This is a genomic window from Pseudonocardia sp. McavD-2-B (genome assembly GCF_024124365.1).
Lineage (GTDB): Bacteria > Actinomycetota > Actinomycetes > Mycobacteriales > Pseudonocardiaceae > Pseudonocardia > Pseudonocardia alni.
The window spans coordinates 1-19,383 of sequence record NZ_JAMXSG010000087.1; the positions used below are offsets into that span (position 1 = coordinate 1).

The window sequence follows — 19,383 nt, forward strand, 5'->3', positions numbered from 1 at the left end:
CGCCGGGCCGGGCGGGGTCCCGCCGGCAGTCGGGGCGCGGTCACCGGGCCGGGCGGCGGTCGCACGGGGCGGGGCCGACAACAGCATGGGCAGCGTGGACGGCAGCGGGAACGGCAGCGGGAACGGCAGCGGGAACGGCGCGGACGGGTTCCTCGCCTTCACCGACGTCGCGCTCGCCCGCGCCGGCGATCGGCTCCCCGGTACCGACCGCGAGGCCATGGCGCTGGTGCTGAACCTGCACCGGATCGCCGGCTCCCTGGTCTACGACCTCGAGTCGACCGTGCACCGCCCCGCCGGATGGAGCTGGTCGGCGTTCCGGCTGCTGTTCACGCTGTGGGTCGCGGGCGGGCAGGAGGCGGGCCGGGCGGCGGAGCTGTGCGGGATGAGCCGGGCCGCGGTGTCCAGCCTGGCCAACACCCTCGCCGCCGGTGAGCTGGTCCGGCGCACGCCCGCCGCCGGGGACCGGCGGACCGTGCACCTGTCGCTGACCGACGCGGGGACCGACCGGCTGGTCGCCGCGTTCGGCACCCACAACCGCCGTGAGTCGGAGTGGGCGGCGCTGCTCGGCGCCGACGACCTCGCCGCCCTGAACACCCTGCTCGTCCGCCTCGCCCGGGCGGCGCACCGGGCGGACTGGATCAACCGGCGGACCTGAACCGCTCGGCGCGCGCCGCCGGATCGGCCCTGGCGCCGGGCGGCGCGGCCCTCTACGGTCCTGCACAAGTGATTCAACCTTTGATCGTCGGGGGTGCCCGGCCGGTCGGAGGTCCCGACGACGGGTCGCCGCGGTCGCCGCCCGTCTTCCGGCTCCGAGAGGACACCCGCCGTGGCCAAGCCCTTCGCCTCCTCCGCCGACACCGCCGCCAAGGAGCAGACCCTCGAGGTGCTCGCGGACGGCGTCTACGCCCTCACCGCCGAGGGCGACCCGAACATCGGCGCGATCGAGGGGGAGGACTTCGTCGTCTGCTTCGAGGCCCTCGCCACCCCGGTCGCCGCCCGGAAGTGGCTCGCGATGCTGCGCGAGCACACCGACAAGCCGGTCCGGTACCTCGTGCTGTCGCACTACCACGCGGTCCGGGTGCTGGGCGCGAGCGCGTTCGACGCGCAGACCGTCGTCGCGCACGAGACGACCGCGGACCTGATCACCGAGCGTGGCATGGAGGACTGGGCCTCGGAGTTCGCGCGGATGCCGCGGCTGGCCGAGGCCGCCGACTCCGTGCCCGGACTCACCTGGCCGACGCTCACCTTCGCCGACCGTCTCACCCTCGACCTGGGCGGTGACCGCGGCGAGCTGGTGCTGCAGTTCCACGGCCGCGGCCACACCGAGGGCGACATCACCGCCTGGCTGCCGCGGCACCGGATCCTGTTCGCCGGTGACCTCGTGGAGGCCCGGGCCGCGCTCTACACCGGCGACGCGTTCCACCGCGACTGGGCGGGCGACACCCTCGACCGGCTCGCCGCGCTCGGCGCCGAGCAGCTCGTCGGCGGGCGCGGCGCGGTCAGCCGCGGCCGCGCCGAGGTCGACGCCGCGATCGCCCAGACCCGCGGGTTCCTGCAGGTCATGATCCGGGAGGTCGGCGCGGTGCGGGGGCGCGGCGGCACGCTGAAGGAGGCGTTCGAGGCGACCCACGCCGCGCTCGTCGACGACTACGGGCACTGGCCGATCTTCGAGCACTGTCTGCCGTTCGACGTCTCCCGGCTGTGGGACGAGCTGTCCGGTGTGGAGCGTCCGCTGATCTGGACCGCGGAACGCGACCAGGAGGTCTGGGCCCGGCTGCAGGGCTGAGGCACCGGCGAGGGGAGGGAACCCATGTCGACGTCCGCCGCGCCGGCCTGGCCGTCGTCGCCCGTCCTGGTGCTCGGCGCCGGGCCGGTCGGGCAGACCACCGCGCTGCTGCTGGCCCGCCACGGCGTCCCGACGGTCGTGCTGGACCGCCGCCCGGAGCGGGACCGGGCCGGGTCGAAGGCGATCTGTCAGCAGCGCGACGTACTCGACGTCTGGGAGTCCGTCGGCGCCGGGCGCCGGATCGCCGACGAGGGCGTCACCTGGACCACCGCGCGCACCTTCCACCGCGACACCGAGCTGTTCGCCCACACCTTCGCCGAGCCGGGTCGGCCCGCGTTCCCGCCGTTCGTGAACCTCTCGCAGGCCCGGACCGAGCAGATCCTCGACGAGCGGATCGCCGACGAGGCCCTGGTGGACCTGCGCTGGGGGCACGACGTCGTCGGCGTGGAGCAGTCCGCCGACGGTGTCGCCGTCACCCTCGACGGCGGTGGACGGGTCGCGGGGAGCTTCGTGGTCGTCTGTGCCGGTGCCCGCGGCGACGCGCTGCGCGAGTTGCTCGGGGTCACCTTCGAGGGCACCAGCTTCGACGACCGTTTCCTGATCTGCGACGTCCGCGCCGACCTCCCGGGGTGGGCCACCGAGCGCCGCTTCCACTTCGACCCGGCCGCGAACCCGGGCCGCCAGGTGCTGGTCCACCCCTGTCCGGACTCGACGTTCCGGATCGACTGGCAGGTCCCGGCCGGGTACGACCTCGACGCCGAGACCGCGTCCGGCGCGCTGGACGCCCGGATCCGCGCGGTCATCGGGGACGTCGACCACGAGGTGGTCTGGTCCTCGGTCTACCGGTTCCACTCGCGCGTGGTGAACCGGATGCGGTGCGGCCGGGTCCTGCTGGCGGGCGACGCGGCACACCTGGTGTCCCCGTTCGGTGCCCGCGGGCTGAACTCCGGCGTCGCCGACGCCGAGAACGCCGCCTGGAAGATCGCCTGGGTCGGCCGCGGCTGGGCGCCGGAGGAGCTCCTGGAGAGCTACCACGCCGAGCGGCACGCGGCCGCCCGGGAGAACGTCGCCGACCTGCTCGACCCCGACAGCCTCGTCGAGTACGGCGCGCTGACCCTGGCGGCGCAGCGGGCCCGGCGCAGCACCGCCGAGCTCGTCGCCCGCACCCCCGCCGACGGGATCGTCACCGGCACCGGGACCGTCGGCGGACGCCCGGTCGCCGTGCTGGCCTACGACTACACCGTGCTCGCCGGCACCCAGGGCGTGCTCAACCACCGCAAGACCGACCGGCTCCTCGAGCTCGCCGAGCGCGACCGGCTGCCGGTCGTCGTGTTCGCCGAGGGCGGCGGCGGGCGGCCGGGGGACACCGACACCTCCGCCGTCACCCAGCTCGACGTGCCGACCTTCCGGCTGTTCGCCCGCCTGCGTGACCGGGTCCCGACCGTCGCGGTCGTCGCCGGCTACTGCTTCGCCGGCAACGCGGCCCTGGCCGGGGCCTGCGAGCTGATCGTCGCGACCGAGGGCAGCAGCCTGGGCATGGGCGGCCCGGCGATGATCGAGGGCGGCGGGCTCGGCGTCGTCGCACCCGGTGACGTCGGCCCGATGCCGGTGCAGTGGGCGAACGGCGTGGTCGACCTGCTCGTGCCCGACGACCGGGCCGCGGCCGCCGCGGCCCGCCGGTACCTGCGCCACGTCGCCGGGGACCCGGTGGCCGGCGGGCACGCCGACCAGCGGCTGCTGCGCCACCTGGTGCCGGAGAACCGGCTGCGCGCCTACGACGTCCGCCGCGTCGTCGACACCCTGTGCGACACCGGCTCCGTCGTCGAGCTGCGCGGGGGGTTCGGCGTGGGAATGGTCACCGCACTGGCCCGGCTCGACGGCCGCGCCGTCGGCGTGATCGCCAACGACCCCGAGCACCTCGGTGGCGCGATCGACGGCGACGCCGCGGACAAGGCCGCCGCGTTCCTGGCGCTGTGCCAGGCCCGCGGGCTGCCGGTCGTGTCGCTGTGCGACACCCCGGGGTTCATGGTCGGCCCGGACACCGAGCGCACCGCGACCGTCCGCCGGTTCGGGGCGATGTTCGTCGCCGGCGCACGGCTGACGGTGCCGCTGGTGACGGTCGTGCTGCGCAAGGGCTACGGCCTCGGCGCGATGGCGATGGCCGGCGGTGACCTGCACGCGCCGGTGCTGACCGTGGCCTGGCCGACCGGCGAGTTCGGCGGGATGGGGCTGGAGGGCGCGGTCCGCCTCGGCTTCCGCGACGAGCTGGCCGCGATCACCGACGAGACCGCGCGGCGGGCCCGCTACGACGAGCTCGTCGCCGGGTACTACGAGCGCGGCAAGGCGCTCGGCGTGGCGACGGTGTTCGAGATCGACGACGTCATCGACCCCGCCGACACCCGGGCCGTGGTCTCCCGCGCGCTGCGCGGGCGCTGACCGGCGCCGGTGGTCAGGACGGCTCCGCCCCGTCCGTGGACGGCTCCGCGGCGTCGGGTGCGACCGTGGGACCCGCGCTCGTGGTCTTCACGTTGCGCACGATGTCGCGGCCGAAGGTGACGTCGACCCGCTCGGCCACGGCCAGCTCCAGCACGGCGATCATGACCTCGCCGGAGATGCGGCGCATCCGCTCGATCGTCTCGTAGACACGCGGCCACTGGTCGTCGGGCCGGCCCTCGGCGTCGAAGGGCTGCCAGATCTCGCCGAGGAACAGATCGACGTAGAGCCGGGCGACGGCGTCGGCGTGCTTGCGCAGCTGCTCGACGACGTCGAGCGAGCGGGTGATCGGGATGCCGAGACCGGTCAGCTCGGCCGCGGCGTTCATCAGCCGCGGGCTGATCTCCTCGTAGGTGTCGTCGCCCAGCTCGCGCAGCAGGCCCATCTTGACCCCGCGCTTGGCGACGCCGACGTCGGTGCTCTCGTACCGTTCGGCGAGCTCGGCGAGGTGCACGATCTGCCGGTCCTCGGGCGCGAACAGCGCGCGGACGGTCCGGATGAACTGCACGACCTGCTCGGTGGAGCCACCGGTGGTGTCGAGCAGCTTCTTGATCGTGTCGAGCTTGACGCCCTCGTCCTGCAGGTCCTGGATCAGCTCCAGACGTGCCGCGTGACCGGGGCCGTAGTAGCCCGTCCGGGCCTTGACCTGCGGCGGGGGCAGCAGCCCCCGGGACTGGTAGGCGCGGATGTTGCGCACCGTGACACCGCTGGACCGCGCCAGCTCGTCGATGGTGCGCCAGTCCGCCGACTCCGGGTCCTCGACCATGACACGGAGAATAACAGGCAAGCATGTGACACAGAATCCAGGCGACCCCGGTTGCTATGTGACATCGAGCAGTGCACAGTTGATGTCATGTTCCGATCCGCTCCTGGCACGACCTCGCGCCGCCGGGGCCTGCTGGCCGCCGCGAGCGCCCTCACGACCCCGCTGCTGCCCGAGGACTTCCTGACACTGGTCGACCCGCTCTGGTCGACCACGTCGCTGCGCGGCCGGGTCGTCGCCCGTCGCCGCGAGACCGGCCGTGCGGTCTCGGTGACCATCGAGCCCGGGCGCGCCTGGGCCGGGCACCGCGCCGGCCAGTACGTGGGCATCGGCGTCGAGGTCGACGGCGTCCGGCTCACCCGGAGCTATTCGCTGACCTCGCCCGAGGACGCCGAGCACCTCACCGTGACCGTGCAGGAGGTCGACGGCGGCGCCGTGTCGCCGACCCTGGTCCGCGACCTGCCGATCGGCACGATCGTCGAGCTCGACCAGGCGGCGGGCGGTTTCGTCCTGCCCGACCCGCTCCCGGAGAAGCTGCTGTTCGTCACCGCGGGCAGCGGCATCACCCCGGTGATGGGCATGCTGCGCACGCTCGACCGCGCCGGGACGATGCCCGACGTCGTGCTCGTGCACGGCGCCCGCACGTCGGAGGACACGATCTTCCGCGCCGAGCTGGCCGGCCTCGCCGCGCGGCACCCGTCGCTGCGGGTCGTGCTGCGCCACAGCGCCGTCTCCGGGCGGCTCGACCCCACGACCCTCGACGCCGCCGTCGCGGACAGGGCCGACCGGGCCGTGTACGCCTGCGGCCCCGACGGCCTGCTCGACGCCCTGGAGGGTGCCTGGGACGGCGTCACCGCCGAGCGCTTCACCCCGCCGGCCCGCGCCACCGAGGGCACCGGCGGCACCGTCGACCTCGGCGGCGACGACGTCGTCGTCGAGTCCGGCCAGAGCCTTCTCGAGGCGGGGGAGGCCGCCGGGAAGCTCATGCCCAGCGGCTGCCGGATGGGCATCTGCTTCGGCTGCGTGCTGCCGCTACGCGAGGGCCGGGTGCGCGACCTGCGCACCGGCGAGGCGCACGGCGAGCCCGGCGACCTGGTCCAGACCTGCATCAACTCCGCGTGCGGGCCCGCACGCATCGACCTTCCCTGATCCACCCGCTCCGACCGAAGGAGGTCCTCATGACCGCCGTCCTGGAGAACCCCACGCACGCCGAGCCCGGCCCGGAGGAGACCGGCCGCGAGCAGCACCCGCAGCGCCCGGTGCTGGAACTCGTGCCGTCGTCGCGCCGCGAGGACGTGGCCGCGACCACCGACCTGACCGCCGAGCAGATCGAGGAGCTCGGCCGTCGCCTCGACGCGATCCGTGACCGGGTCCTCGCCGAGCGCGGCGCCTCGGACGCCGAGTACATCCGCGGCGTCATCCGCAAGCAGCGGGCGCTGGAGATCGGCGGCCGCGCGCTGCTGTTCGCCGGCGTCCTGCCCCCGGCCTGGATCGCCGGGACCGCCATGCTCTCGATCGCCAAGATCCTCGAGAACATGGAGATCGGGCACAACGTCATGCACGGCCAGTGGGACTGGATGCGCGACCCGAAGATCCACTCGTCGACCTGGGAGTGGGACAACGTCTCGTCCTCGGCGGAGTGGAAGCACTCGCACAACTACATGCACCACACCTACACCAACGTCGTCGGCAAGGACCGCGACGTGGGCTACGGGATCCTGCGGCTGTCCGAGGAACAGCGGTGGACGCCGTACTACCTGGGCAACCCGCTGTACAACGTCCTGCTCAGCCTGTTCTTCGAGTACGGCGTCGCGCTGCACGACCTCGAGGTCGAGAAGGTCGTGGCGGGGCAGAAGCCGCTGAGCCGGGTGTGGCAGCAGATCAAGTCGATCGGTCGCAAGACCGGTCGCCAGATCCTCAAGGACTACGTCGCGTTCCCCGCGCTGGCCGGGCCGTTCTTCCTGCCGGTGCTCGCGGGCAACCTCACCGCGAACCTGGTGCGCAACGTCTGGACGCACGCGGTCATCTTCTGCGGCCACTTCCCGACCGGCGCGGTCCAGTTCACCGAGGAGCAGCTGGAGGACGAGAGCCGCGGCGAGTGGTACGTCCGCCAGCTGCTGGGCTCGGCCAACCTCGACGGCGGCCGGTACTTCCACCTGATGACCGGCCAGCTGTCCTTCCAGATCGAGCACCACCTGTTCCCGGACCTGCCCAGCAACCGCTACGCCGAGATCGCCCCCGAGGTGCGGGAGCTGTGCCGGGAGTACGGGCTGGAGTACACGACCGGGCCGCTGTGGAAGCAGTACATGCAGGTCCTGGGCACGATCAACCGACTGGCCCTGCCGAACGGGAAGCGCTGATAGCTTCCGATCCGTCCGGGTCGGCGGAGGGGGCGGTCGTGCGGCACCTGGTGGGGATCCTGGTCGGGCTCGTCGGGACGGCGGTGGCGCTGCTCGTCGCCGGTGCGGGGATGGGCATCGCCTACGAGTCGATGATGCGGATGGACCTCGACCGGGTCCCCGCCGGCTCGGGCCTGCTGCTCGTCGGCGGGCTGCTCCTGGGCGCGGTGGTGCTCGCCGCCCGCCTGTCCCCGGGTGCACCGCTGACCGGGGCCGTACTGCTCCTGGCCGGCTCGGCGTGGACGCTGTTCGACCCGCAGGCCCCGTTCGCGCTGGGCCGGGGGCTCGGCTACCTGCTGAGCCTGCAGTACGGGATGCTCCTGGCCGGGCTTCTGGCCGTGGCCGCGTTCATCGTCCCGCGGCGGCGGGCCGAACCCGGCCCGCCGCGGTCCTGGGCGCACGGCCCGTCGTCGGGGCCGGTCGTCCACTGACCGGCCCGGCCCGTTACAGGGCGGGGACGACGTCGAGGAAGCCGTGCACCTGCGCGATCCGGCCGTCGCCGTCGGTCACGATGACGTCGAACCCGACCACCGGAGGCTCGGCGCCCGCCGCGAAGACCTCCGGCGGCGCCGCCTGCCAGCGGAACCGCGCCCGGTCGTGGTGCGCGTCGACCTCGCCGTGCAGCCGGAACTCGAACCCGGCCAGCTTCTCCCGGGCCGCGCCCAGGAACCCGGCGACGCCGTCGTGCCCGGTGACGTCGGCGAGCGGGTCGGTGTAGCGGACGTCGGTGGTGAACAGCTCGGCGACGCGGGCCTTCCGCGCCGTCGGGTCGGCCTCGTCGAACGCCGCGACGTAGCGCTCGGCGAGGGCGGTGAAGTCGGTCATCCCTACCTCCTGGGTGGTGCGGTTCGGACCTCATCGAGCCTGCTGCTACCGCCGCCGCGGCGCGATGACCTGCGGGGTAACCGGATCCGCCTACCCCGCAGGTAGTCGTCGCGACGCCCGGGCCCGGCTAGCGTCGGCCCGGTGAGCCACACCGACGTCCGTCCGGCCCGCACCGCGGGACCGGGGGAGATGCTGCGGTTCTGGCGGGGCCGCCGCCGGCGCAGCCAGCTCGACCTGGCGCTCGCGGCGGGGGTCTCGGCGCGGCACCTCAGCTTCGTCGAGACCGGCCGATCGGGCGCGAGCAGGGAGCTGCTGGGCGCGCTCGCCGACGCACTGGAGATCCCGCTGCGGGAGCGGAACGCGCTGCTCCTGGCCGCCGGCTACGCCCCCGCCTACACCGAACGGTCGCTCGACGACCCGGACCTCGCACCCGTGCGGGAGGCGCTGGCGCGGCTCGTCGCCGCGCACGACCCGTACCCGGCCCTCGTCGTGGACCGGTGGGGCGACGTCCGGCTCGCCAACGCCCCGGCCTCGGCGCTGCTGAGCGGCCTCGACCCGGCCGTGCTCGGGCCGCCGCCGAACGTGCACCGGGTCTGCCTGCACCCCGCCGGGCTCGCGCCGCGCATCCGCAACCTCGCCCAGTGGCGGGGGCACCTGCTGCACCGGCTCGAACGGCAGGTGCGGATGACCGCGGACCGGCGGCTCGTCGCGCTGCTCGCCGAGTGCCGGGACTACCCCGCACCCGAGGGGACCGCGCTGCCGTCGCCGGGCTCGGACGTGCTGCTGCCGCTGGTCCTCGACACCGACGACGGCACGCTGAGGTTCCACTCGGTGGTCTCGACCTTCGGCGCACCGCACGACGTCACCCTCGCCGAGCTGGCGCTGGAGACCTTCCTGCCCGCCGACGACGCCACGCGCGCCGCCCTCACCGCCCGCGCCGGCCGGTGAGCCCCGCTCAGCCCGCGACGCCCGGGGACAGCGACAGCACCGGCACCGTCCCGTTCAGCGCGAAGGCCCCGACCACCTGCTGCTTGTAGACGATCGGGTTGTGCACGGCGAGGGTGCGCGCGTTGCGCCAGTGCCGGTCCAGCGCCCGGTCGACGTCGACGGTGGACGCGCCGCCGACCTCGAACAGCTCCGAGGTCGCGTCCAGCACCAGCTGCGGCACCGTCGACTGGGCCCGGTACACGTCGAGCTCGGCGGCCGGGCCGTGGCCGGGCTCGGACAACGCCCGCTCCAGCGAGGCGGCCGCGGCGTCGACGACGGCGGCGACGGTGAACGCGGCCGCGTCGACCTTCCCGACGACCTGCTGTACCAGCGGGTCGTCCCTGGGCAGGTCGGCGTTGCCGTAGGGCCAGTTGCGGCGCCGGTCGCGGACGTAGGCGGCGGCGTCGTCGGCGGCGCGGCGGGCGATCCCGGCCAGCGCCGCCAGCTGCACCAGCTGCAGGAACCCCTGCCGGACCGGCTGGTGGGCATCGGTCGGCGCGGGCCGCACCTGGGCCGGGTCGACCTCGACCGCGGTGAACCGGGTCGTGCCGCTGGCGGTCAGCTTCTGCCCGAACCCGCGCCAGTCGTCGACCCGCTCGACACCGGGCGCGGAGGTCTCCACCAGCACGCTCACCCGGCTGCCGTCCTCGTCGAGCGCGACGACGTCGACGAGGTCGGCGTAGAGAGTGCCGGTGCAGTAGAACTTCTCGCCCTCGAGCAGCAGCCTGTCCCCGTCGCGGCGCAGCACCGTGGTGGAGGAGTTGCGCACGACGCCGCCGCGCTCGGAGATGGCGTTGCCGACGAGCCTGCCGGCCGCGACCTGCTCCAGCCGACCGCGCAGCACCGGGTCGTCGGCGGCACCGGCCGACCACAGCTCGGCGAACAGCAGGTGCGTCCGCAGCGCCTGCGGGATGTTCGAGTCCGCCGCGCCCAGCTCGACGAGCAACGCGAACAGCTGACGCAGCGACGCCCCCGCGCCGCCGGCCTCCACCGGCAGCCGGACAGCGCCGAACCCGGCGTCGCGCAGGGCGGCGATCTCGTCGACGGGCAGCCTGCGGCTCAGCTCGCGCTCCACCGCGCCGGCGGCGATCTTCTCGAACAGCGGGCGGAACCGGGCGTGCAGCTCGGCGTCGGTCACGGGCACGGGGGTCTCCTGGGAGTTCGGGGACGCGCGTGGGGAGCAGGTCGGCGCCAGCGTAGGTGCCCGGCCCGCCGGTCCGCCGTGACCCGTGCCTCAGCGGGCGTGCGCCCGGGAGGCGGTCCGCACGATCCCCTCGACGAGCTCCGGCCAGACCCACCGCGGCAGGTCGTGGCCCATCCCCGGCACCTCCACCAGCTCGGCGCCCGGGACGGCCGCGGCGGTCGCACGGCCCCCGTCGGGGCGGATGACCCGGTCCGCGCACCCGTGCAGTACCAGCGCCGGGCAGGTCAGCGCCCGCAGGTCCGCGGTGCGGTCCCGCTCGGCGACGATCGCCGCCAGCTGCCTGCCGGCCCCGCTGCCGTCGCCGGTCTCGCGGGCCTGCGCCCGCCGGAACGTGACGCGGACGTCCTCGTCGTCCACGGCGGTCCGGTCGTGGGAGCCGATCCGGCGGAACGACCGGACCAGGCCCTCGACCGGGTCCGCGGGCGGCGGGCGCAAGAACTCCGGGATCATCCGCGGTGCGGTCCGCCCGGTGCCGTCGCCGGGGCGGCCCATCACCGAGGTCAGCGACCGGACCAGGCCGGGGTGGCGGATCGCGGTCTCCTGGGCGACCGAGGCCCCCAGCGAGGCGCCGACCACGTGCGCCCCGGACGGCGCGACCCGGGCGATCAGTCCGCCGGTGTCGTCGGCCATGTCGGCCAGGGTGTAGACCGGCCGGGCCCGGCGCGTCAGGAACCCCCAGGCCGAGATCCCGGGGCCGGACAGGTGCGTCGAGCGGCCGACGTCGCGGTTGTCGAACCGCACCACCCGGAACCCGCGGCCGGCCAGGGCGGCGCAGAGGTCGTCGCGCCACCAGTCCAAGGACAGACCCAGGCCCATCACCAGGACCACCACCGGGTCGGCCGGGTCGCCGAAGGACTGGTGGCACAGCCGGACCGCGCCGACGTCGGTGTACTGCTCGGGTTCCACACCCCGCGTTCGGCCGGACGCGACCCGCCGGTTCGTCCCGAACGGACGTGGCTACCCTGGTGCAGCGTGGCACCCACCTCCGTATTCCCCGCCCTGGAGCCGATCCTGCCCCGCGTCGCCAAGCCGGTGCAGTACGTCGGCGGTGAGGGGAACTCGCAGGTCAAGCCGTGGGACTCCGCGGCCGTCCGCTGGGCACTGCTCTATCCGGACGCCTACGAGGTCGGCCTGCCCAACCAGGGCGTCCAGATCCTGTACGAGGTCCTCAACGAGCGCGCCGACGCACTGGCCGAGCGCTGCTACGCGGTCTGGCCCGATCTCGAGGCCCTGATGCGCGAGTCGGGGGTGCCGTCGTTCACCGTCGACGCCCACCACGCGGTCGGTGACTTCGACGTCCTCGGCGTCTCCTTCTCCACCGAGCTCGGCTACACCAACCTGCTCACCACGCTCGACCTGGCGGGGATCCCGCTGCACGCCCGGGACCGCGACGAGAGCCACCCGGTCGTCGTCGCCGGTGGGCACGCGGCGTTCAACCCGGAGCCGGTCGCGGACTTCGTCGACGTCGCCGCGCTCGGTGACGGCGAGGAGGTCGTCGGCGACATCACCGACGTCGTGCGGGACTGGAAGGCGCAGGGACGCCCGGGCGGGCGCCGGGAGCTGCTGCTGCGGCTGTCGTCGACGCCCGGCTGCTACGTGCCGTCCCTCTACGACGTGACCTACGCCGACGACGGTCACATCGCCGCCGTCACCCCGGCCGACGAGCGGGTCCCCGCGAGCGTGCAGAAGCGCACCACGATCGAGCTGGACGACTGGCCGTACCCGAAGAAGCCGCTGGTCCCGCTGGCCGAGACCGTGCACGAGCGGGCCAGCGTCGAGATCTTCCGCGGCTGCACCCGCGGCTGCCGGTTCTGCCAGGCCGGGATGATCACCCGCCCGGTGCGGGAGCGGTCGCTGCAGGGCGTCGGCGAGATGGTCGATGCGTCGGTGCGCGCCTCCGGTTTCGACGAGGTCGGCCTGCTGTCGCTGTCGAGTGCCGACCACTCCGAGATCGCCGAGATCACCAAGGGCCTCGCCGACCGCTACGAGGGCACGAACACCTCGCTGTCGCTGCCGAGCACCCGGGTCGACGCGTTCAACATCGACCTGGCCAACGAGATCTCCCGCAACGGCCGCCGCTCGGGGCTGACCTTCGCCCCCGAGGGCGGCTCCGAGCGCATCCGCCGCGTGATCAACAAGATGGTCTCCGAGGACGACCTCATCCGGACCTGCGCCGAGGCGTTCTCCCAGGGCTGGCGGCAGGTCAAGCTGTACTTCATGTGCGGGCTGCCCACCGAGACCGACGAGGACGTCCTGGAGATCGCCGGGATGGCCTACCGGGTGATCGAGGCCGGGCGGAGGGCGTCGGGGCGCAACGACGTCCGCTGCACCATCTCCATCGGCGGGTTCGTCCCGAAGCCGCACACCCCGTTCCAGTGGGCCGCGCAGTGCCACCCCGAGGTCGTCGACTCCCGGCTGCGCAAGCTGCGCGAGGCGGTCAACGCCGACCGGAAGATCGGCCGCAACATCGGCATGCGCTACCACGACGGCGAGCCCTCGCTGATCGAGGGACTGCTCGCCCGTGGCGACCGCCGGGTCGGCGCCGTCATCGAGAAGGTCTGGCGCGACGGCGGCCGGTTCGACGGCTGGTCCGAGCACTTCTCCTACCGCCGCTGGGTCGACTCCGCCGCCGAGGCCCTGGAGCCGCAGGGGGTGTCGCTGGACTGGTTCACCACCCGCGAGCGCGACGCCGACGAGATCCTGCCCTGGGACCACCTCGACTCCGGCCTGGAGCGCGACTGGCTCTGGGAGGACTGGCAGGACGCGCTCGACGGCCGCGAGCAGGACGACTGCCGCTGGACGCCGTGCTTCGACTGCGGCGTCTGCCCGTCCACCGGTACCGACATCGAGGTCGGCCCCAGCGGGACCACCCTGCTGCCGCTGACCGTGGTCAACCCGACGGCCTCGGCCGCGGGGCCGCTCGGGGGCGCACACCCGGGTGGCTGAGAACGGACTGTCCTCGATCCCGGACCCGGCCGTCGCCGACGCCGACGGGTCCTCCTGGGAGTACGGCGGCAGACGCCTGCGGGTCCGGGTCGCCGACGAACGCGACGTCGCCGCGCTCGCCCGGCTGCGCCGCCTCTGGCTGGAGGAGCGCGCCGGGCGGCCGGTCGAGGACCCGTCGTTCGCCGAGTCGTTCGCCGCCTGGTGGCGGGTCGAGCAGCCGCGCCGGGCGTTCTGGGTGGCCGAGGCGGGCAGCGACCGCGCCGGGTGGACACCGGTCGGGTCGATCAACGTGCTGGAGACCGTGCAGATGCCCCGCCCCGGGGGCCGTGGCACGCGCACCGGGCAGGTCGGGAACGCCTTCGTCCTCGCCGCGTTCACCGAGGCGGGGGTGCCGCGGGTGCTGCTGTCCGCGGTCGTCGCGCACGCCAGGGCCCGCGGGTACCGGCGGCTGATGCTCGCCCCGACCGCGGGGAGCGCCGCGTTCTACCGGCGTGCCGGGTTCCGGCCCGCCGGCGACGCGCTGCTGGTGCTGGAGCAGTAGGTCTGCTGGAGCAGCCGACCGGAACGTGCGAGATCGCGCCGGCGGCCGTGCAGCCAGGCGGCGAACTCCGGCACGTCTGGCTCGCGGCCCTCCAGCAACGGGAGCGTCGCCTCGCCGAGTGGCCAGAACCGCGGCCGCCGCCCGGCCAGGACGTCGAACACGTCCACGACGGTCCCCGCGACGGGTTCGACGCGCAGGGGATCCCCGCCGAGCCGTACGGCACCCCCGGTGGCCCGCCGCGCCCGGCTGAGCGTCCACCGCAGCGCCGCCCCCGGATCGCCGGCGTCGGGGAACAGGAGCCCCACGGCGCGGCAGCGCGGGACCGGGCCGCTGCTGCACAGCACGAGCGCCAGCAGCGCCCACGGCTTGCGGCCCCGGACCGGGTCCACACCGCCCGCACGGGGCGGGCCGAGCAGCCGGACGACGGTCACACGGCACCTCCCTGTCCGCGGGGAGGGAGGATGACACCGCCGCCGTGCCGCCGGAACCGGCCGTTCGGCCCCTCCTGTCAGAGGCGAACGGCCGTGACCAGCAGGTATTCGGATTCCCAGTGGTCGCCGGTCCGGGTGGCGGTCAGGTGGTCGAGGAACGCGGTGTCCAGCTCCGCGGTCCGTTCCGGGTCGTCGGCGATGCGGGCATACGTGGTGACGATCGGCCCGTAGCGCTGCTTCCACCAGTCGCGGAACGCGGCGGGGGAGTCGGTGACCGCGAACCGGGCGGACCCGAGCGAGGTGTGCAGGTCCCGCACACCGTCCCCGAGCAGCGTGCGGAGGTACGCCTCGTCGCCCCAGCGGACCGGGGGAGACGCCCCGGGCGGCGGGGCGGGCACGAACGGGCGCAGCGTCGCGAGCAGCCCCCCGACGAACCCTCCCGGGGTCCAGGCGAGCAGCGCGATCCGGCCGCCGGGGCGGCAGACGCGCAGCAGCTCGGCCGCCGCCCGCTCGTGGAACGGGGCGAACATCACCCCCACGCAGGACAGCACGACGTCGAACGCGGCGTCGGGGAAGGGCAGCGCCTGGGCGTCGGCCTCGACCCACTCGAGCGCGGCCCCGCGGTCCGCGGCGAGCCGCGCGCCGACGGCGAGCAGCTCCGGGGTGAGGTCCGCGGCGACGACGTCCGCGCCACGCAGCGCGGCCGGGACGGCCGCGTTGCCGGTGCCCGCGGCGATGTCGAGCACCCGGTCGCCCGGGCCGACGGCCGCCGTGTCGACGACGACCTCGCCGAGGCCGGGGATCAGCTCCGCGGCGACCGCGGGGTAGTCGCCGGAGGCCCACACGGCGCGGTGGGCCGCGCCGAGCGTGCCGAGGTCGGGGATGGTGGACATGGTGGGTGCTCCTTCCGGTCCGCCGGTCGCGCCGAGGATGCGCGCGGGCCGTGTGCCCGACCGTGTGCACGCCCCTCCTAGACTCCGGCGCATGGCGCGCGTGAAGGCAGGAGCTGCGGCGAACCCGGCACCCCCGACGGTGCAGCGGGTCCGCCTGCGCTTCGCCAAGCGCGGCCGGCTGCGGTTCCTCTCGCACCGCGACGTGGCCCGCAGCTTCGAACGCGCGGTCCGCCGGGCCGGTGTCCCGGTCTCGCACTCGCACGGCTTCAGCCCGCACCCGCGGCTGTCCTGGGTCGGTGCCGCCCCGACCGGGGCGGCCAGCGAGGCCGAGTACGTCGAGATGGGGCTGACCCGCGAGGTCGACCCGGAGCTGGTCCGGGAGGCCATGGACCGGGCGCTGCCCGACGGGCTCGACGTCGTCGCGGCGGCGGTCGCGACGCCGCCCGCGCTGGCCGACCGGATCGACGCCGCCCGCTGGCGGCTCGAGATCCGCGGGCTCGACCCCGCCGAGGTGCGGTCCGCGGTCGAGCGGTTCCTCGCCGAGACCTCGGTCGTGGTGACCCGGGTGACCCCGTCCGGGCGCAAGGAGATCGACGTGCGCGCCGCCGTCGTGACTCTGTCGGTCGAACCGCAGGTGAACGGCACACCGGCCGATCATGACCCGTCCGGGGCGGCGGGTTCCCCGGGTTCGGTCACCGACTGTGCGATACTGACGGCGGTCGTACGGCTGACGACACCGACCGTCCGACCCGATGACGTACTGGGCGCGCTCACCGTCGTCGCAGACCTGGCGCCGCCGGTACCGGTGACGGCCACCCGGTTGGCGCAGGGCCTGCTCGACGACGGGGGCGACCTGGTGGATCCGCTCGGTGCGGTCCCGGCGACCCGGGCCCGGCCGGACGGTTCCTGACACGGACGGCACTTCCCGCCTCCGGTCCGGCGTCGAGCACCATCCCCGAAGACCGGGGAGCGACACCAGATGTGCCGTACCGCGCAACCCGCGCGAGCTGCGGAACGTACGCGCAAGGTCCCTGAGCGGCCGCCTCCGACGTGAGGCGCCCGGGGGCGAAGGAGCTGAATGTCCGTGAACGACGCGCCCGCCGGTAGCACCGGCGGGCTCTCCGAGCTGCCGGAGAAGATGCGGGTCCATGCCCTGGCCAAGCTGCTGGGCACGGCGAGCCGCGATGTCCTGGCGACCCTGGTCGGTCTGGGCCAGGAGGTCCGTAGCGCCCAGTCCAGCATCACCCGTGCGACGGCCGAGCAGGTCGTCGCGGCGCTGCGCCCGGCCACGGACGCCGCCGGGGCCACCTCCCCGGACCCCACCGACGGGGCCGAGCCCGCCGGGGCGGAGGCCGCCCCCGCGGCCGACACGCCGGACGCCGCACTCGCCGAGGCCGCGGCCGTACTCGACATCGACTCGGCCGACGCCGGGGACGCGACCACCGAGGTCCGGGCGAACCCGTTCGACACCGGTTCCGGTGCCTCCCGGGGCGGGTCCGCGCCCGCACTGGCGCCGGTCTTCGCCGTCCCGATGTTCCAGGCCCCCACCGCCCAGGGCGCCGCGCAGACCGCCCCGGCGGCCGCCGAGCCCGCCGTCGACGACGCGGCCGAGCAGCCCGGTGGCGAGGACGGCACCGACGGCGGCCCCCGCCGCGGCCGTAAGAGCCGCCGTCGCAAGGACCGCGACACCGACACCACCGCGTCCCCGGCCGCGGACTCCGGGGCCGCCACCCCGGCCGACGACGCCGACCCCGACGTGACCACCGACGCCGACGACCGGGGCGACGGCTCCGACGACGACGGCGAGGACGAGAACGGCAACCGCCGTCGTCGCCGCCGGGGCCGTCGTGGCCGCGGCCGCGGCAAGGGCGGCGAGGACTCCGGCGAGGACGGCGACGACTCGGAGGACTCCGACGAGTCCGGTTCCGAGGACGCCGGTTCCACCGGGGCCGACTCCGAGGACTCCGACTCCGACGGCGCCGACGACTCCGACGAGCAGTCCCCGGGCGGCTCGCGCCGCCGGCGGCGCCGTCGTCGTCGCGGGGGGTCCGACGTCGAGGACCGTTCCGAGGACGACCCGCCCAACACCGTCACCCGGGTCCGCGAGGCCCGGAGCGAGTCCCGCCAGGACTCCGGGTCGTCCTCCGACGACCAGGTCCAGGGCGTGCGCGGCTCCACCCGGCTCGAGGCCAAGCGTCAGCGGCGGCGGGACGGCCGCGACGCGGGCCGCCGCCGTCCGCCGATCCTGTCCGAGTCGGAGTTCCTGGCCCGGCGCGAGTCGGTCGACCGCCAGATGGTGATCCGCCAGCGCTCCGACCGCACCGAGATCGGCGTGCTCGAGGACGACATCCTCGTCGAGCACTTCATCACCGGCGGCAACTCCGGCAGCTCGATGGTCGGCAACGTCTACCTCGGCCGCGTGCAGAACGTGCTGCCCTCGATGGAGGCGGCCTTCGTCGACATCGGGCGCGGCCGCAACGCCGTGCTCTACGCCGGTGAGGTCGACTGGGACGCCGCCGGCCTCAACGGCAAGGCGCGCAAGATCGAGCAGGCGCTGTCCTCCGGCGACCAGGTGCTGGTGCAGGTCACGAAGGACCCGGTCGGCCACAAGGGCGCCCGGCTGACCACGCAGATCTCCCTCGCCGGCCGCTTCCTGGTCTACGTGCCCTCCGGCGGCGCCGCGGGCATCTCCCGCAAGCTGCCCGACACCGAGCGCAAGCGCCTCAAGGAGATGCTGAAGGAGATCGTCCCGGCCGATGCCGGTGTGATCATCCGGACCGCCTCCGAGGGGGTCTCGCACGAAGCCCTCGAGCGCGACGTCCGCCGCCTGCAGGCGCAGTGGGAGGTCGTCAAGGAGAAGGCGAACAAGACCGGCCCGGGCGCACCCAAGGCCCCGACGCTCCTCTACGAGGAGCCGGACATGCTGGTCAAGGTCGTCCGCGACCAGTTCAACGAGGACTTCTCGAAGCTGATCGTGTCCGGCGCCGACGCCTGGGAGACCGTGTCCGGCTACGTCGAGCACGTCGCGCCCGAGCTCACCGACCGGATGCACCGCCACACCGGCCCGTCCGACGTCTTCACCGAGTACCGGATCGACGAGCAGCTGCTCAAGGCGCTGGACCGCAAGGTCTGGCTGCCCTCGGGCGGCACCCTGGTGATCGACCGGACCGAGGCGATGACCGTCGTCGACGTCAACACCGGCAAGTTCACCGGCTCCGGCGGCAACCTCGAGGAGACCGTCACCCGCAACAACCTGGAGGCGGCCGAGGAGGTCGTCCGCCAGCTGCGGCTGCGTGACATCGGCGGGATCATCGTCGTCGACTTCATCGACATGGTGCTCGAGGCGAACCGGGACCTGGTCCTGCGCCGCCTCACCGAGTGCCTCGCCCGGGACCGCACCCGCCACCAGGTCGCCGAGGTGACCTCGCTCGGCCTGGTCCAGATGACCCGCAAGCGGGTCGGCGGCGGGCTGCTGGAGCACTTCTCCACCACCTGCGAGCACTGCCGCGGGCGGGGCGTGATCGTCTCGACCGACACCGGTCCGGACCACCAGCACGGCCGTTCCGGCAACGGCGGGCAGCACGGGAACGGCTCCGGCAACGGGAACGGCAACGGGAACGGCAACGGCGGCGGATCCGGCAACGGGTCCGGCTCCGGGAACGCCGGCAACGGCGACTCCGACGGCGGCGGGCGTCGCCGTCGTCGCCGCGGTGGCAACGGCAACGGCGAGCCCGGCAACGGCGAGTCCGGCCACGGCGGCTCCGGGAACGGGGACGCCGACCGCCACGCTCCCGACCGCAACGGCTCCGGACACCGCAACGGCTCCGACCGTGCCGGGGACCGGGACGGCTCCGGCGACACCGCGCGCGTCGACGCCGCCGCGGGTGCCGCGGCCGTCGCCGCGGGCAGAAGCCCGAAGGGCGACGACGGCGCGGCCGCCGGGTCCACCGGGGTCTCCGTGCCGGCCACGGCCGACACCACCGTCACCGACGCCGCACCCGCACCGGCCCCGGCCGACGACGAGACCGTCGTCGCCGAGCCGCGCGGTGAGCTGACCGGTTCGGCCGCCCCGGTGGTCGCCGAGCCCACCGGGGCCCCGCAGGCCGCGACCCCGG

The 19,383-nt window shown here is 74.6% G+C and carries 17 protein-coding genes; 11 read left to right on the forward strand and 6 right to left on the reverse strand.

The genetic code is table 11. From position 1 onward, the window contains the following. The 3 genes from NH602_RS13755 to NH602_RS13765 all read left to right on the forward strand — a co-directional run. A partial coding sequence (locus NH602_RS13755) for a MarR family transcriptional regulator (RefSeq protein WP_308292838.1) occupies positions 1-655 on the forward strand: 655 nt, incomplete at its 5' end. Between the two features lie 171 nt (positions 656-826). Further along, the gene (locus NH602_RS13760; RefSeq protein ID WP_253068029.1) at positions 827-1,786 is read left to right on the forward strand and encodes an MBL fold metallo-hydrolase; all 960 of its coding nucleotides are present in this window, start codon (positions 827-829) and stop codon (positions 1,784-1,786) included. Between the two features lie 24 nt (positions 1,787-1,810). Beyond that, the gene (locus tag NH602_RS13765) at positions 1,811-4,222 is read left to right on the forward strand and encodes a carboxyl transferase domain-containing protein (protein ID WP_253068030.1); all 2,412 of its coding nucleotides are present in this window, start codon (positions 1,811-1,813) and stop codon (positions 4,220-4,222) included. A gap of 13 nt (positions 4,223-4,235) precedes the next feature. On the opposite strand, the gene NH602_RS13770 is transcribed toward NH602_RS13765, so the two are convergent. Further along, a complete protein-coding gene (locus tag NH602_RS13770; protein WP_073578070.1) occupies positions 4,236-5,045 on the reverse strand; it encodes a MerR family transcriptional regulator in 810 nt (269 codons plus the stop codon). An 87-nt stretch (positions 5,046-5,132) separates the two neighbouring features. On the opposite strand from NH602_RS13770, the gene NH602_RS13775 reads away from it, so the two are divergent. Genes NH602_RS13775 through NH602_RS13785 form a run of 3 tightly spaced genes read left to right on the forward strand, consistent with a single transcriptional unit; the run spans position 5,133 to position 7,872 of the window. Beyond that, complete coding sequence (locus NH602_RS13775; protein ID WP_100880069.1) at positions 5,133-6,191, forward strand: ferredoxin reductase; 1,059 nt, start codon at positions 5,133-5,135, stop codon at positions 6,189-6,191. 29 nt (positions 6,192-6,220) lie between these two features. Continuing rightward, a complete protein-coding gene (locus tag NH602_RS13780; RefSeq protein WP_246352658.1) occupies positions 6,221-7,402 on the forward strand; it encodes a fatty acid desaturase in 1,182 nt (393 codons plus the stop codon). A 38-nt stretch (positions 7,403-7,440) separates the two neighbouring features. Beyond that, a complete protein-coding gene (locus NH602_RS13785) occupies positions 7,441-7,872 on the forward strand; it encodes a hypothetical protein (protein WP_179760650.1) in 432 nt (143 codons plus the stop codon). A gap of 13 nt (positions 7,873-7,885) precedes the next feature. Here NH602_RS13785 and NH602_RS13790 read toward each other — a convergent pair whose 3' ends face one another. Continuing rightward, positions 7,886-8,266 carry a nuclear transport factor 2 family protein gene (locus tag NH602_RS13790; RefSeq protein ID WP_073578067.1) on the reverse strand — a complete coding sequence of 127 codons (381 nt, stop codon included), beginning with the start codon at positions 8,264-8,266 and terminating at the stop codon, positions 7,886-7,888. A gap of 141 nt (positions 8,267-8,407) precedes the next feature. On the opposite strand from NH602_RS13790, the gene NH602_RS13795 reads away from it, so the two are divergent. Then, positions 8,408-9,214 carry a helix-turn-helix transcriptional regulator gene (locus NH602_RS13795; RefSeq protein WP_308292839.1) on the forward strand — a complete coding sequence of 269 codons (807 nt, stop codon included), beginning with the start codon at positions 8,408-8,410 and terminating at the stop codon, positions 9,212-9,214. Between the two features lie 7 nt (positions 9,215-9,221). On the opposite strand, the gene NH602_RS13800 is transcribed toward NH602_RS13795, so the two are convergent. Continuing rightward, entirely contained in the window at positions 9,222-10,397 is a 1,176-nt protein-coding gene (locus tag NH602_RS13800; RefSeq protein ID WP_253068031.1) for an acyl-CoA dehydrogenase family protein, read from the reverse strand. Between the two features lie 90 nt (positions 10,398-10,487). Continuing rightward, the gene (locus NH602_RS13805) at positions 10,488-11,363 is read right to left on the reverse strand and encodes an alpha/beta fold hydrolase (RefSeq protein WP_073578065.1); all 876 of its coding nucleotides are present in this window, start codon (positions 11,361-11,363) and stop codon (positions 10,488-10,490) included. Between the two features lie 66 nt (positions 11,364-11,429). Here NH602_RS13805 and NH602_RS13810 point away from each other — a divergent pair, with 66 nt between their 5' ends. Together NH602_RS13810 and NH602_RS13815 are read left to right on the forward strand one after the other, a co-directional pair. Beyond that, the gene (locus tag NH602_RS13810; RefSeq protein WP_073578064.1) at positions 11,430-13,403 is read left to right on the forward strand and encodes a TIGR03960 family B12-binding radical SAM protein; all 1,974 of its coding nucleotides are present in this window, start codon (positions 11,430-11,432) and stop codon (positions 13,401-13,403) included. Next, entirely contained in the window at positions 13,396-13,944 is a 549-nt protein-coding gene (locus NH602_RS13815) for a GNAT family N-acetyltransferase (RefSeq protein WP_073578063.1), read from the forward strand. Before NH602_RS13810 ends, NH602_RS13815 begins: the two co-directional genes overlap by 8 nt. Here NH602_RS13815 and NH602_RS13820 read toward each other — a convergent pair. Together NH602_RS13820 and NH602_RS13825 are read right to left on the reverse strand one after the other, a co-directional pair. After that, positions 13,887-14,375: a hypothetical protein gene (locus NH602_RS13820; RefSeq protein ID WP_073578062.1), complete on the reverse strand. Its 489-nt coding sequence runs from the start codon at positions 14,373-14,375 to the stop codon at positions 13,887-13,889. The two genes, NH602_RS13815 and NH602_RS13820, sit on opposite strands and share 58 nt — an antisense overlap. A 77-nt stretch (positions 14,376-14,452) precedes the next feature. Beyond that, on the reverse strand, positions 14,453-15,268 hold the full coding sequence (locus NH602_RS13825; protein ID WP_179760649.1) for a class I SAM-dependent methyltransferase: 816 nt from the start codon (positions 15,266-15,268) through the stop codon (positions 14,453-14,455). A 91-nt stretch (positions 15,269-15,359) separates the two neighbouring features. On the opposite strand from NH602_RS13825, the gene NH602_RS13830 reads away from it, so the two are divergent. After that, positions 15,360-16,178: a TIGR03936 family radical SAM-associated protein gene (locus NH602_RS13830; protein ID WP_179760648.1), complete on the forward strand. Its 819-nt coding sequence runs from the start codon at positions 15,360-15,362 to the stop codon at positions 16,176-16,178. Positions 16,179-16,346: 168 nt separating this feature from the next. After that, on the forward strand, positions 16,347-19,383 hold a 3,037-nt coding region (locus tag NH602_RS13835; protein ID WP_253068032.1), incomplete at its 3' end, for a translation initiation factor IF-2 N-terminal domain-containing protein.

Coding starts and splice junctions, on each gene's coding strand:
- NH602_RS13765 (WP_253068030.1), top strand. CDS start 1,811: ATGTCGACGTCCGCCGCGCCGGCCTGGCCGTCGTCGCCCGTCCTGGTG.
- NH602_RS13770 (WP_073578070.1), bottom strand. CDS start 5,045: ATGGTCGAGGACCCGGAGTCGGCGGACTGGCGCACCATCGACGAGCTG.
- NH602_RS13775 (WP_100880069.1), top strand. CDS start 5,133: ATGTTCCGATCCGCTCCTGGCACGACCTCGCGCCGCCGGGGCCTGCTG.
- NH602_RS13780 (WP_246352658.1), top strand. CDS start 6,221: ATGACCGCCGTCCTGGAGAACCCCACGCACGCCGAGCCCGGCCCGGAG.
- NH602_RS13790 (WP_073578067.1), bottom strand. CDS start 8,266: ATGACCGACTTCACCGCCCTCGCCGAGCGCTACGTCGCGGCGTTCGAC.
- NH602_RS13825 (WP_179760649.1), bottom strand. CDS start 15,268: ATGTCCACCATCCCCGACCTCGGCACGCTCGGCGCGGCCCACCGCGCC.
- NH602_RS13830 (WP_179760648.1), top strand. CDS start 15,360: ATGGCGCGCGTGAAGGCAGGAGCTGCGGCGAACCCGGCACCCCCGACG.